Here is a 12,127-nt window from a genome sequence, read left to right on the forward strand (position 1 = left end):
CTTACAGCGCCGTCACGTCCAGCGTGGCGGCCTGTTGTTCCCACTGCAACACCTCATCATAAAAGGCGCGATCTGGCGTGGAGAAACCGCCAATCAAGCTGGCAGCGCACAGTTCCCGATACTTCTCATCCTCCGTCAACTGCGTTAGCACGGCGCGTAATTGTGCCAGCGTATCCGGGTCGGTCTGTGCTGCGGTGATCAGCGGCAACGCGGCGCACAGTGGCGTCTCGCCAATCCTCGTCAGCCCGGCCAGTTCCCCGGGGAAATTGCGCTGCACCAGCGCCCAGGTGATACAGTCTATGGCGGCGATATCGGCCAGGGTCTGACGCAGTGCGGCCAGTGACTGACGATGGCTGCCGCTGAAGTGAGTCTCAGCAAAGAAACGCCCCTGCTGTGCCAGCGGTGCCACCACATAACGCAGCGAGTTGTAGCCGGAGTGCGAATCCTCGCTGTTGCACACCGCGCGGCGACCACGAAAGTCAGCCAGCGACAGCGCCTGATCTTCATCGCGGACCACCAGCCAGCTGCGATAGCGCAGCCCCTCACAACCCGGCGCACTGGACTGAAACGCGCCGACCAGTTGCACCTCCGGCAGCAATTTCACCAGTGGATAACCACAGGTCTGGCTCAGCAATAAATCGCTGTCACGCCAGTGCGGCAGCAGGTCGCTGTGCCACTCCACGTTTGCTGTGATGCCACGTGCTGCCAGCAGCTGCGCCAGTGCCCCGGTCAGTGCTGCGGTCACGGCATGATTGATATCGTACATCGGCAACGACAAGCGTTTAGTCATCCTGTGCATCCTGGTTGCGGCCCGGATGGGCGTTAACATTGACCGGCCTGGCCCAGAAGCGTCGCAGCCACTCGGCATAACCTGCCGCACGGAAACCCTGGTTACGCTGGAAGTAGCCATCCCGGTGCAGCAGGTAAACCCGACGCAGGCCATACCACGGCAGGCCAGGCAGATCGTGATGTACTGAATGATAGTTGAGGTTAAGAAACAGCAAACGCCACGGCAGTGCAGCTTCGTTATTTACCGAGCGGGCCAGCGGTTCCTCTTCAGCCCGATGTTCATAAAAGGATCGGACTTTGGTCAGTGCCAGCGCCGGGTAGCTGACAGCCAGCACAAACCACAGCGGCGAAAAGCCCTGCTGTGCCAGCCAGGTAAACAGCCCAGCCAGCAGGCCAAGGTGAATGATCCACATGGTGATAGCTCGCCCATCGCGCTGGTGGAAAGCGTTCAGCATGGCATGCAGGGTGGCCAGAATATCCAGCAGCGGCCCGAGCAGCAGACGCCCGGGGAAGGTATTACGCAGATGAATGATCCGGCGCTGCCACGGCTGGAGCCGCGCCCAATGTTGTGGTGTCAGGTAATAGCTTTCAGGGTCATCCTGTGGATCGGTCAGGGTATGGTTGTGATGATGTGCCAGATGCGAATCACGATATAACCCATACGGATACCACACCGCCAGCGGCAGGGTACCAAACAGCTGGTTAAGGCGTGGCCAGCGCGTGGGGTGGCCATGGATCAGCTCATGCTGCAACGACATATACCAGGTGGTGAAGATAATCAGCAGCAGGGTGGTGGGTAACAGCCCCAGCCGTTGTCCATACCACAAGGTGCCAAACCAGCCGCTATAGACCACCAGGATCAGCAGCCAGGTTGGCAACTCACTGCGCCACAGCCAGCTGCGCTTCAATTGATAAATCTGTTCACGCTGTTGCGCGCTGATATAGGCGGAGGAACCCTGAGTCATGATGGCGGCGTAGTCCTGCTGTGTAATCTCTCCGCCAGACGATGCGGCAAGGTCAAAAAAAAGACAAAGACCTTAATTTTCTTACTTATGTCGAAAAACTTGATGAAGCGGATGAAAACTATTGGCTATCAGTACGCACCGGTCTGACGTAACCTTTCAGCATCGAAACTGACTTGACTTAGCCGGGGCGTAACCCGCCCACGAGGAGAATATTTCCATGAAAAAGATTGGCTTCTTATCCTTTGGTCACTGGACCCCATCATCGCAGTCCGCCACCCGTTCCGCGCAGGATGTACTGCTGCAATCCATTGATCTGGCCGTGGCTGCTGAAGAGTTAGGAGCCGACGGCGCTTATTACCGTGTGCACCACTTTGCCCGTCAGCTGAGTTCGCCATTCCCGCTGCTGGCTGCGGTGGGGGCGCGTACCAAAAAGATCGAGATTGGTACTGGCGTGATTGATATGCGTTATGAAAACCCGATGTATATGGCGGAAGACGCCGGTGCAGCGGACCTGATTTCTAATGGTCGTCTGCAATTGGGTATCAGCCGTGGTTCGCCGGAGCAGGTGGTCGAAGGTTATCGCTACTTTGGTTATAACCCGAAGGAAGGCGAAAGCGATGCGGATATGGGCCGTCGCCACACCGAGGAGTTTCTTGAGGTGTTGCGTGGAGAAGGTTTTGCCAAACCTAATCCGCAACCGATGTTCCCGAATCCACCGGGCCTGCTGCGTCTGGAGCCGTTCTCAGAAGGGCTACGTGAGCGTATCTGGTGGGGTTCTGGCTCCAATGCGACGGCCATCTGGGCGGCGCAGCAGGGGATGAACCTGCAAAGTTCTACATTGAAAGATGATGAAACCGGCGAGCCGTTCCACATCCAGCAGGCCAAACAGATTCGTGCTTACCGTGAAGCCTGGCAGGCGGCGGGGCATCAGCATACGCCACGCGTTTCCGTCAGCCGCAGCATTTTTGCGCTGACCAACGATATTGATCGTGCTTATTTCGGTCGCAGCGGTCAGGAACAGGATTCAGTCGGTTTCCTCGATGAGAAAACCCGTGCCATCTTCGGTCGCAGCTATGCGGCGGAACCGGAACAGCTGATCAAACAGCTGGCGCAGGATGAGGCGATTGCTGAAGCCGATACCCTGCTGCTGACCATTCCGAACCAGCTGGGTGTGGATTACTGTGCCCATGTGATGGAAGCGATTCTGACCCACGTTGCACCGGAGCTGGGCTGGCGTTAATTCAGGTAACAGCGCGATTTATCGCGCACCCTGTAGGGAGGCCCCTGTGCCTCCCATTTTTTATTCTGGCGGAAATTGTGCAAACAACGCTGTCTCTTCCATTTGCTGCACCACCTGTTGCAGCTGCGGGTATTCCTCCGCGGGTACCACCTGCGGAATGATCGACTGAATAAATCCCCATATCACTGCGCTGCTGATCGCCACCTGATCCGGTTGTTGCGGGTTGATATCACGATCCGCCAGCAAGCACTCCCAGCCTTCACACGCCGCCAGTAACTGCTGTGTCACACGGTCAATCCAGGGCTGATGTTGTTTCTCCTCAGGGCGCAGGCTACGTTCGTAATGGTACTGCACTGCTTTATCGCTGGCAGCCAGCGCCAGACCAAGAATCTGCGTATCTTTTGCCAGTGCTGCCGCGTCAGTGGGCAGTAGCTTACGTGACGCATCAGCAAGCGCTTCGAGATAATTCAGAATCAGCGATGAATCCATCAGCGTGCTGCCGTCTTCCAGCAGGAGGGTGGGGGCTTTCACCACCCCATTCAGTTGGGCAAACTGATCAAAATGGCGAAACACCGATAATGACTGATGTTCAAACGCCATACCGTAGTGGGCGAGCGATATCGCCACACGACGCACATAAGGGGAATCCAGCATACCAATCAGTTTCATCATGACTCCTTGTTAATCCACGGTTTCTTTGCTCAGACAGTAACCCAGCTACCGCTGCTCAGCCAGCGACGCTTTCTAAGGATTTCTGTTAGTAAAACTAACGCTTAATATGGCAGGCTAAGGCTTTCTTCTATGGCGGAGTTTGTATGGCTGATTTTCCCCCGGTTGCCGGTCTGCGCAGTTTTGAGGCGGTAGCGAGGCTCGGCAGTGTCACCCTGGCAGCTAAAGAGTTGCACGTTACCCATTCGGCGATCAGTCAGCAGATTAAAGCGTTAGAAGATCTGTTAGGGGTACGATTATTTACCCGCCAGGTACGAGGCGTACAGATTAACGAGGAAGGACGGCTCTATGCGATGCAGATCCGTGAAGCGCTGGCATGTATCGCTGATGCTACGCGCCAGGTACAGGTAAAACCCCGTCGGGCAGAACTGACGCTAGCCGCGGTGCCTTCTTTCGCAAGCCACTGGCTGATGCCGCGCCTGCCGCGTTTTCGCCAACGTTATCCCCATATCCATTTGCGTTTACAGGCCAGCCTGAGTGTGAACGATATGCAGCAGGCGACCACCGATATTGCCATTCGTATGGGGAAAGGGGATTGGGCGGGGGTTAACAGTCAGTTGCTGTTTGCCGACAGTCTGGTTGTGGTGGCGGCCCCGAATTTTAATGGCGGCGATTTGCCGCAAACGCCGCAACAAATCGCCGCCAGCGAATTGCTGTTTACGCTGGAATCCTGGGATAACTGGTGCCAGGCGGCAGGACTGAGTCAGCCGATTGTGCCGGATGGCCTGGTGATCAACGATTCCAACCTGATTTTACAGGCGGTACGCCTCGGACAGGGCATTGCACTTGAGCGGCGTTCACTGGTGCAGGATGCACTGGATCGCGGGGAACTGGTGCAGCTAACCTCGTTTAGCGTGGAATACCCGTGGCCGTACTGGCTGGTGACGCGCAGGGAAAGTGACAAGCGCCAGGAAGAGGCGGCGTTTATTACGTGGTTAACGGAGGAAGCGATGCAGTGGCAGGCCATGCAGAACTGATGTTTTGACGTTGGCAGATTGCTGGCGTTGCTACAGGCAAAAAAAAAAGCAGCCTTTTCAGGCTGCTCTTCTTCGAATTTGGCTCCTCTGACTGGACTCGAACCAGTGACATACGGATTAACAGTCCGCCGTTCTACCGACTGAACTACAGAGGAATCGTTTGAACGGGGCGCATAGTAACGAGCAGGCAGCGGCTTGTCAAAGCCCTTTTTCACAAATTGTTCTGACTGCTGAATAAAGCATCAGGCTGAACAGCGTGAAACCAGATATCAACAAAATGACCTGGGAAAATAATGAAATGTAAAATTCATCCCAATACTAAATGGGAACAATAGATTGTGATGCTTATCACTAACCATATGAAAAATTACATTCTATTTTGTCGATTTTGTCAGGCCGATCGCATGCATGATCACAGATATTTCATTTCACCATTGTAGATGCACAAGGTGAAATTTATATTCCGGATCACTTCTTCTGTGAACCCAGGATGTGCGCTATGAACAAAGTCAGAATCGGTATGATTGGCAGTGGCTACATTGGACGTTGCCATGCAATTGCCTATGCACAGGCACCCACGGTTTTTGCGCTGAAAGGTGAAATCGTGCGAGAGATGCTGGCGGAGGTCAATCCGGAGCTGGCAGCAAAACAGGCGGCAACCTTTGGTTTTGCCCGTTCCACCGGCGACTGGCGTGAGCTGGTGCGCGATCCCGCCATTGATGTGGTTGATATCTGCGCCCCCAATTTCCTGCATAAGGAGATGGCGCTGGAAGCGATTCGCCATGGTAAACATGTTTATTCAGAAAAACCGTTATCTCTCTCGGTTGCCGATGCGGAAGAGATGGTGCAGGCCGCCCGGCAGGCAGGTGTCAAAACCCTGGTGGGCTTCAACTACATGAAAAATCCGACCAGCCAGCTGGCGCGTGAAATCATTACCCGGGGGGAAATTGGTGAGGTGGTGCATTTTTATGGCACCCACAATGAAGATTATCTGGCGAAGCCGGAAACGCCACTGGACTGGCACTGCCAGAAAGCGCTGGCCGGACTGGGCGCGCTGGGTGACCTTGCAGCGCATATCGTCAATATGGCGCACTATCTGGTGGGCGATATTGCCGAAGTCAGTGGCGACATGATGACGGTCATCAAACAGCGTCCCGATCCGAAAGACCTGACTCGTCTGTTGCCAGTAGAAAATGAAGACCAGGCCAGTGCGTTGCTGCGATTCAAAAACGGCGCGCATGGGGTGTTTGAAACCTCGCGCATCGCCTGCGGTAGCAAAATGGGACTGACCTACGTGGTAACCGGCACCAAAGGCACGCTGCGTTATACCCAGGAGCGTATGGCGGAGCTGGAACTTTATCTCCACGATGACCCGGCAGGTCGGCAGGGATTTAAAACCATTCTCACCGGGCCCGCTCACCCGGATTACGCCAACTTCTGCGTTTCTGCCGGACATGGCATTGGTTTCAACGATCAGAAAACCGTGGAAATTCGTGACCTGATTAATGGCATCGCGGCAGACGATCGCATGTGGCCTGATTTTGCCGAAGGATTACAGGTGCAAAAGGTGCTGGAAGCAGTGGCGCTGTCGGCAGTGGAACGACGCTGGATGACGGTGTAACCCTGGAACGTTAATCGTAGCGGCGCGATTTATCGCGCCGCTACGATCTGAGCAGTTCTGTGGTCACTCTGCTGACATCTGCCACCACAACTTATCCAGTGCATAATACCGGTCGCGTTCCATCTCAGGCTGATACAAATCACGCTTCCAGGGTTTCGTCAGAATGTAGTGCAGGTTTTTCACCTCTTCAGACTGCCACATCTGCGGATGCTGAAAAGGTAAGGTTTTCAGCGCATTGTAGATATAGGACAGTGGCAGCCAGCGCCCGGCAAAAACCTCATTGAGTAAATCCTGCTCGGAGAAAGGATAACGGCGCAGATCGTCAATCGCGGCGATTTTATCCTGCAACTGCTGAAAAACTGCCATATCGGGCTTCAGTACCAGAAATCCGCCGTTGAGATAACGATCCAGCTCTGGCGGGGGCTGCTGGTGGCGCTCCTGCCAGGTATAGTGACAATTCTCCGGCTGCCAGCTGGCAGGGTAACTGGCAATCTGATTCGGGTTACAGCGGCAGGCATGGCAGGCGGCGAGGGCGTAATCACCCAGATCAAGGGTGAAAAGCTCGTCCATATTGCGAAGTACCAGCATATCGGCGTCGAGAAAAACCACGCGTTCACAGCCGGTGAGCTCCCAGGCGCGCAGTTTGCTCCACACCTCACCAAACTGCGCTGAAGCGTAGTGTTGATCCAAATCGGCACGGGGTGTCAGCGGCGTCACGGGGTGGAGCACGCAACCATCAGTCTGCAACGCTTCACGCGTGGCGACATCAATGGCATTGGTCACCATTACAATCAGTGGCCATTGGGTTGCGCTTTTTTGTAGCGAACGATGCAAAGCTCTCACCCCGACCAGGTAATCGGGTTGTGTTAATAAAGTGACCCAGGCAAACATACTTTCCTCTCGTCAGGCTTAATCGAAAAGGGCGGTAACGTAGTCATTGCTGAAACGGCGATACGGATCGAGCTGCTGGCGCACGGCGCGAAAAGCATCCCACTGCGGATAAATATCACGCCAGTGATAGCGTCGGGCATCGTAATATTTGCCCCAGTGTGGGCGTCCCCCCTCGGCTGCCAGCAATTTTTCCACTTCAGTGAGAAAGTGCAGCCCATCCTGCGATAACGAACCATCATCGGCGTAATACACCACAAAGCCGAAAAAACAGGTGGCTTGCTGCCAGGCCGGACTCAGCCAGGCTGAAGAGGGGCCGGTGCAGCGCAGAATGATCGGGTAATGCATATGGGGATGATTGGCCGCATACCAGGCTTTGATTTTGCTGATTATTTGCGGAGTCTTGTCCAGCGGGACACCAATCTCAACATTAATTTGTGGCACCGCAATGCCGCGACAAAATAGCTGGTAAATATCGCCGCTAATATCGGTGAAGTCACGAAAACGCGTGACCGTGCGGAATTGTTTGCCGCCTTTGCCCTGGATCTGCGTATCCCGATGCATCTGCGCCAGCGTTTGATCGATAGTGTCATTCAGGCTGCTGTTGGTTTCTTCGCCATGCTCAATCACTTCACGCTGACTGGCGTAATAACGTTGCTTGTCCTGCTCACTGGCCTCTTCGGCATTCCAGACATGTATCAGATTGTCATCAACAAACCACCAGGCTTTGCTCAATTCGTATTGCTGGTTCCAGTTCAGCAAATCCTGTTCAAGGTTATCTGCGGACACGGCATTCTTGTGGCAGGTAAACAGGCGAAAAGGCTGGGTACGCAGCGTGACGGCGGTAACAATGCCCAGTGACCCGAGCGCGACCTGGGCGGCAGGGAAATCGGCATCGTCGCGGGTAAATTCCCGCAGGCTGCCATCGGCCAGCACCATACGGATCCGGAGCGCTTCGTCTGCCAGTGAACTCTGATCCAATCCCTGGCCGTGGGTACCGGTGGACATGGCGCCAGCCAGTGTTTGTACCGCAATCACGCCCGGAGATGAAGCCAGCATCAGGTTCATGGCAGTGAGCGTGGCATAGACCTGCTCCAGCCGGGTGCCCGCCCCAAAGGTGACGCTGACCTCATCGCTGGCGATCACCCCTTGTAACGCGCTGAGATCCAGCAACACATCCTGCTCACCGACCCGCAGCATTCGTCCGGGTGACAGACGGCTCCCCAGTACGCGCACTTTGCCCTGCGAATGGCGCAAAATATGCTGCAGTTCGGCTTCATTCTGTGGTCGCAGTAACTGGCTGCGCTGGCCGACGACGGCATTTTGCGCCCAGTTCCATAGGGCAGTGGCATGATCGATGCTGGCGGTGTGACGTAATGGATAAAGGTGGGAATCTTTCACTACGGCGTTCCTTAGTCTGAGGTCTGTGACGGTCCCATTTCACTAAAGCGTAGACCATCACAGCGCAGCCGCAGACTAAGGGGCTTTACGGATATAGCGCAGCGTGGCGGTGACGGCCAGCTGCCGGTTGCGGTGGATACTCTCCTCTTCACTCTTATCCGGGCTAAACAGCGCGTTAAAGGTGTAGCGGTTCGAGACATGATGTACGCAGATACTGCTGATCAGGCGATGCACATCGATGGTATTCACATCGGTGATAAAGATGCCCTGCTGTTGCCCGCGCAACAAAATATCATCGAGCAAATCAAGGGCGCTCTTGTTCAGCGCTTTTATCCGTTCCGACTGGGTGATGTAGCGACCACGTAACAGGTTTTCGGTGCAGACCAGTCGCATAAAATCGGGGTGGGAGACGTGGTAATCAAAGCTGGCTTCGACCAGTTTGATCATCGCTTCTTCCGGAGCCATCGCCGCCAGATTCAGCCCGGTTTCATGCTGACGAATTGCCTGATAAACCTGCTCCAGCACTTCGATATATAGCTTTTCTTTATTACCAAAGTGGTACACCACCATACGTTTGGTGGTCTGAGCGTGCTCGGCAATCTGCTCCAGCCGTGCACCCTGCATACCGAACTCGGCAAAGGTTTTCAGTGCGCCAGCGAGGATGCGTTTTTTTAGCCCTTCAGGGTCATTCTTACGTTTGGTGGTATCCGACATAGTGCTCAGTAACAAGGTACAAAAAGAGGATGTTAGCACAGCATAACGCGTGATCACGCAGTGGCTGTGCGCTTTATATGCATTTTGTGAATAACAATGCTGAAATCGAGATTAAGTGATAATAACGCGCTGCGTATACTGCGCTGATTCCCGGCCCGTTAACCGGGCAGTGCTCAGCCGATGCAGGATGACCCATGACACTACTCTTTCCCCATGACATTTCAATATCGCGCCGTGCGGTCAGCGATACGCAGGATCGCTTGCACCCCTCACCCGTGGTAGTAAGCGTACGCGATATTTCACGCCGGTTTGGTGCCACACATGCGCTACGCAAGGTTTCACTCATGGTAAACCAGGGAGAAATCCTCGGCATCATTGGCCGCAGTGGTGCCGGGAAATCCACGCTGATTCGCTGTCTGAACGGCCTGGAACAACCTGATGAAGGTGTGATTGAGATTGAAGGGCGCGCTATCAGTGATTTATCAGAGAAAGCCTTACAGGCGGTGCGTAGCCGGGTAGGGATGGTGTTCCAGCACTTCAATTTATTGTCAGCAAAAACGGTGGCACAGAACGTGGCGCTGCCGCTAAAAATCGCCGGGGTGGCCAAAGCACAGCGGCAGCAACGTGTTGATGAATTATTACAACTCGTGGGATTGGCTGACAAAGCGGATCACTACCCGGCAGCCCTGTCAGGGGGGCAGAAGCAACGCGTGGGGATTGCTCGTGCACTGGCGGCAGAACCAGCACTGCTGCTGTGTGATGAAGCCACATCGGCACTCGACCCTGAAACCACACGCTCGATTCTCGCGCTGCTGAAATCACTTAATCAGCAGCTCGGCATCACTATCCTGCTGATCACCCACGAGATGGAGGTAATTAAAACGGTTGCTCATCGGGTGGCGGTGATTGACGGCGGCGAAATTATTGAAAGTGGCCCGGTGTGGCAGGTATTTGCCCATCCACAAACCTCATTAACACAAACATTATTACGTGGTTTGCTGCCGCAGCTGCCGGAAAGTCTGGCGGCACGTATCCAGCCGCAACCTGACGGAGAAGCGATTTTTCGCGTCAATTTTGCCGGTGATGATGCTCAGGGGGACCTGCTGACGCGGCTCGCCAGTCAATGGCCTGGCGCATTTCGTCTGTTACAGGGCGGGGTGGATCATATTCAGCACTACGCGGTCGTCCGTTTCTTTATTGCACTGCCACACGCGCAGCAGCAACCGTTAATCAGCTGGCTGCAACAGCAGCAGGCGCAAGTGGAGTTAATAGGTTATGTCGCCAGTCATGATTGATTTATTGCTTAACGCCATTGGCGAAACGTTACTAATGACGCTGGTTTCTGGATTGTTCTCTTTGGTAGCAGGCTTACCCTTAGGCTTAATTCTGGTGGTCACCAGTCCGGGTGGAATTGCCGAACATCGATTCATCAATCGGGTACTTGGGGTGATCATTAATGGCTTTCGTTCGCTGCCGTTTATTATTCTGCTGGTGGCGTTGATTCCTTTTACCCGTTTTCTGGTTGGCACCTCGCTTGGAACCTGGGCCGCAATTGTTCCGCTTTCAATCACCGCGACACCGTATTTTGCCCGGGTGGCGGAGGTGTCATTGCGTGAGGTGGATCGTGGCCTGATCGATGCAGTACGCGCGATGGGAGCCAGCAGATTACGCATCGTCTGGGAGGTTCTGGTACCCGAAGCTCTTCCGGGTATCCTGGCGGGGTTTGTTGTCACCCTGGTGGCGCTGGTGGGCGCGTCGGCGATGGCGGGTGCCATTGGGGCCGGTGGGTTAGGGGACCTGGCGATTCGCTACGGTTATCAACGCTTCGAAACCAATGTCATGCTGGCGGTGATCGCGGTACTGATTATCCTGGTATGTGGCATTCAGTGGCTGGGCGATCGTCTGGTTGCGCGCGTGGACAAGCGGCGTTAAGCGCCCGTTTTCTGTCCAACCCACCGGAACTGGCTGGTAAGCATCGGAAAAACTCGAATTCATTTCTTTCTCTTCACATTTCAGATGGGCGTTTATTTTCAATAATCAGGTGAAATCCATTATCTGATGGGATAAACGTCTCATTTGTACGGTTTTGTAAGTTTTTTAACCTTCATGTCGCCCGTCACTGCAGTTTTCACTCATTCTTCCCTGAATCAGATCCATTATTTGTATGAAATTTTATGAATTTTCTATGTACGAAATCTCATCATAAGTGATTATTTTCTTATGTTTCTAATCATTTTTTGGGAGCATTCTTATTTAAACCCGGTAAATTTGGCTGAATTTGCATTAGTTTTATTTGTTAACTTTTATTTAAGTATATTTCCAGGATAACATCGCGTTGATATTTCGTCAGGGTTATGTAAACCTTTGGCAATTGTTAACAATTCGATTGTGATTTTGTGCTCACGGGCGGGTGTTACCTGGCTCGTGCGGTAGCCATGCTGGCGCGAATGTTTTTAACATATTGATTTAGATCGATTATTTTAGCGTAATTAACAGTTAAAATTCGTCATTGCTATTACCCCCTGATTCAATACTGTTTAACCAGTCTCATTGAACAGGGTGATTTTCAGACCGGGAATGTCATAAGAAAATCTTGTGATCGCTGATTAACCTCCTTTGAGTTGCAAATATTGATCATTTTGATGAATGATTTGTCCGCCACTCAGAAACTCCCGCCTGGTCTCTCGTTTCCTTTTATTGCATCTTAAATACTTAATTATAACTGATCAGTTGTGAGCATCTTTTTGCTTATTTCTGCCACAGGAATCTTGTGGTTAATTTTTTTAAATGGTCCTGTATTGCA

General features: G+C 53.5%; 11 protein-coding genes and 1 tRNA gene. 5 read left to right on the plus strand and 7 right to left on the minus strand.

Going from position 1 to position 12,127, the window contains the following annotated elements; genetic code table 11:
* Position 1 precedes the first annotated feature (1 nt).
* Complete coding sequence (locus tag PW844_RS05685) at positions 2 to 790, minus strand: PhnD/SsuA/transferrin family substrate-binding protein (RefSeq protein WP_299449367.1); 789 nt, start codon at positions 788 to 790, stop codon at positions 2 to 4.
* Complete coding sequence (locus tag PW844_RS05690) at positions 783 to 1,754, minus strand: fatty acid desaturase (RefSeq protein ID WP_299449369.1); 972 nt, start codon at positions 1,752 to 1,754, stop codon at positions 783 to 785. Before PW844_RS05690 ends, PW844_RS05685 begins: the two co-directional genes overlap by 8 nt.
* A 217-nt stretch (positions 1,755 to 1,971) precedes the next feature.
* On the opposite strand from PW844_RS05690, the gene PW844_RS05695 reads away from it, so the two are divergent.
* On the plus strand, positions 1,972 to 2,994 hold the full coding sequence (locus PW844_RS05695; RefSeq protein ID WP_084875917.1) for an LLM class flavin-dependent oxidoreductase: 1,023 nt from the start codon (positions 1,972 to 1,974) through the stop codon (positions 2,992 to 2,994).
* Positions 2,995 to 3,054: 60 nt separating this feature from the next.
* On the opposite strand, the gene PW844_RS05700 is transcribed toward PW844_RS05695, so the two are convergent.
* The gene (locus PW844_RS05700) at positions 3,055 to 3,663 is read right to left on the minus strand and encodes a glutathione S-transferase (RefSeq protein WP_299449611.1); all 609 of its coding nucleotides are present in this window, start codon (positions 3,661 to 3,663) and stop codon (positions 3,055 to 3,057) included.
* Between the two features lie 146 nt (positions 3,664 to 3,809).
* On the opposite strand from PW844_RS05700, the gene gcvA reads away from it, so the two are divergent.
* Positions 3,810 to 4,700, plus strand: a complete 891-nt coding sequence (gene gcvA / locus PW844_RS05705) for a transcriptional regulator GcvA (protein WP_299449376.1) — start codon at positions 3,810 to 3,812, stop codon at positions 4,698 to 4,700.
* Positions 4,701 to 4,779: 79 nt separating this feature from the next.
* Here the strand turns inward: gcvA and PW844_RS05710 are convergent.
* Positions 4,780 to 4,855 (minus strand) — tRNA-Asn (locus PW844_RS05710).
* Between the two features lie 344 nt (positions 4,856 to 5,199).
* On the opposite strand from PW844_RS05710, the gene PW844_RS05715 reads away from it, so the two are divergent.
* On the plus strand, positions 5,200 to 6,321 hold the full coding sequence (locus tag PW844_RS05715) for a Gfo/Idh/MocA family oxidoreductase (protein WP_299449378.1): 1,122 nt from the start codon (positions 5,200 to 5,202) through the stop codon (positions 6,319 to 6,321).
* A 63-nt stretch (positions 6,322 to 6,384) separates the two neighbouring features.
* Here PW844_RS05715 and PW844_RS05720 read toward each other — a convergent pair whose 3' ends face one another.
* The 3 genes from PW844_RS05720 to PW844_RS05730 all read right to left on the minus strand — a co-directional run bounded on the left by PW844_RS05720 (position 6,385) and on the right by PW844_RS05730 (position 9,324).
* The gene (locus tag PW844_RS05720) at positions 6,385 to 7,212 is read right to left on the minus strand and encodes a glycosyltransferase family 8 protein (protein WP_299449381.1); all 828 of its coding nucleotides are present in this window, start codon (positions 7,210 to 7,212) and stop codon (positions 6,385 to 6,387) included.
* Positions 7,213 to 7,230: 18 nt separating this feature from the next.
* Entirely contained in the window at positions 7,231 to 8,610 is a 1,380-nt protein-coding gene (locus PW844_RS05725; protein WP_299449383.1) for a D-arabinono-1,4-lactone oxidase, read from the minus strand.
* A 75-nt stretch (positions 8,611 to 8,685) separates the two neighbouring features.
* Positions 8,686 to 9,324 carry a TetR family transcriptional regulator gene (locus tag PW844_RS05730; protein WP_299449386.1) on the minus strand — a complete coding sequence of 213 codons (639 nt, stop codon included), beginning with the start codon at positions 9,322 to 9,324 and terminating at the stop codon, positions 8,686 to 8,688.
* A gap of 194 nt (positions 9,325 to 9,518) precedes the next feature.
* Here PW844_RS05730 and PW844_RS05735 point away from each other — a divergent pair, with 194 nt between their 5' ends.
* Positions 9,519 to 10,619 (plus strand): methionine ABC transporter ATP-binding protein, encoded by a 1,101-nt coding sequence (locus PW844_RS05735; RefSeq protein WP_299449389.1) that lies wholly within the window; start codon positions 9,519 to 9,521, stop codon positions 10,617 to 10,619.
* Positions 10,600 to 11,256 carry a methionine ABC transporter permease gene (locus PW844_RS05740; RefSeq protein WP_299449392.1) on the plus strand — a complete coding sequence of 219 codons (657 nt, stop codon included), beginning with the start codon at positions 10,600 to 10,602 and terminating at the stop codon, positions 11,254 to 11,256. Before PW844_RS05735 ends, PW844_RS05740 begins: the two co-directional genes overlap by 20 nt.
* Positions 11,257 to 12,127: the final 871 nt, after the last annotated feature.

The organism is Pantoea sp. (genome assembly GCF_028283705.1).
Lineage (GTDB): Bacteria > Pseudomonadota > Gammaproteobacteria > Enterobacterales > Enterobacteriaceae > Pantoea.

What these genes read in the sequence shown, in the direction of transcription:
- PW844_RS05685 (WP_299449367.1), bottom strand. Translation starts at nt 790, where the DNA reads ATGACTAAACGCTTGTCGTTGCCGATGTACGATATCAATCATGCCGTG.
- PW844_RS05690 (WP_299449369.1), bottom strand. Translation starts at nt 1,754, where the DNA reads ATGACTCAGGGTTCCTCCGCCTATATCAGCGCGCAACAGCGTGAACAG.
- PW844_RS05695 (WP_084875917.1), top strand. Translation starts at nt 1,972, where the DNA reads ATGAAAAAGATTGGCTTCTTATCCTTTGGTCACTGGACCCCATCATCG.
- PW844_RS05700 (WP_299449611.1), bottom strand. Translation starts at nt 3,663, where the DNA reads ATGAAACTGATTGGTATGCTGGATTCCCCTTATGTGCGTCGTGTGGCG.
- gcvA (WP_299449376.1), top strand. Translation starts at nt 3,810, where the DNA reads ATGGCTGATTTTCCCCCGGTTGCCGGTCTGCGCAGTTTTGAGGCGGTA.
- PW844_RS05715 (WP_299449378.1), top strand. Translation starts at nt 5,200, where the DNA reads ATGAACAAAGTCAGAATCGGTATGATTGGCAGTGGCTACATTGGACGT.
- PW844_RS05720 (WP_299449381.1), bottom strand. Translation starts at nt 7,212, where the DNA reads ATGTTTGCCTGGGTCACTTTATTAACACAACCCGATTACCTGGTCGGG.
- PW844_RS05730 (WP_299449386.1), bottom strand. Translation starts at nt 9,324, where the DNA reads ATGTCGGATACCACCAAACGTAAGAATGACCCTGAAGGGCTAAAAAAA.
- PW844_RS05735 (WP_299449389.1), top strand. Translation starts at nt 9,519, where the DNA reads ATGACACTACTCTTTCCCCATGACATTTCAATATCGCGCCGTGCGGTC.
- PW844_RS05740 (WP_299449392.1), top strand. Translation starts at nt 10,600, where the DNA reads ATGTCGCCAGTCATGATTGATTTATTGCTTAACGCCATTGGCGAAACG.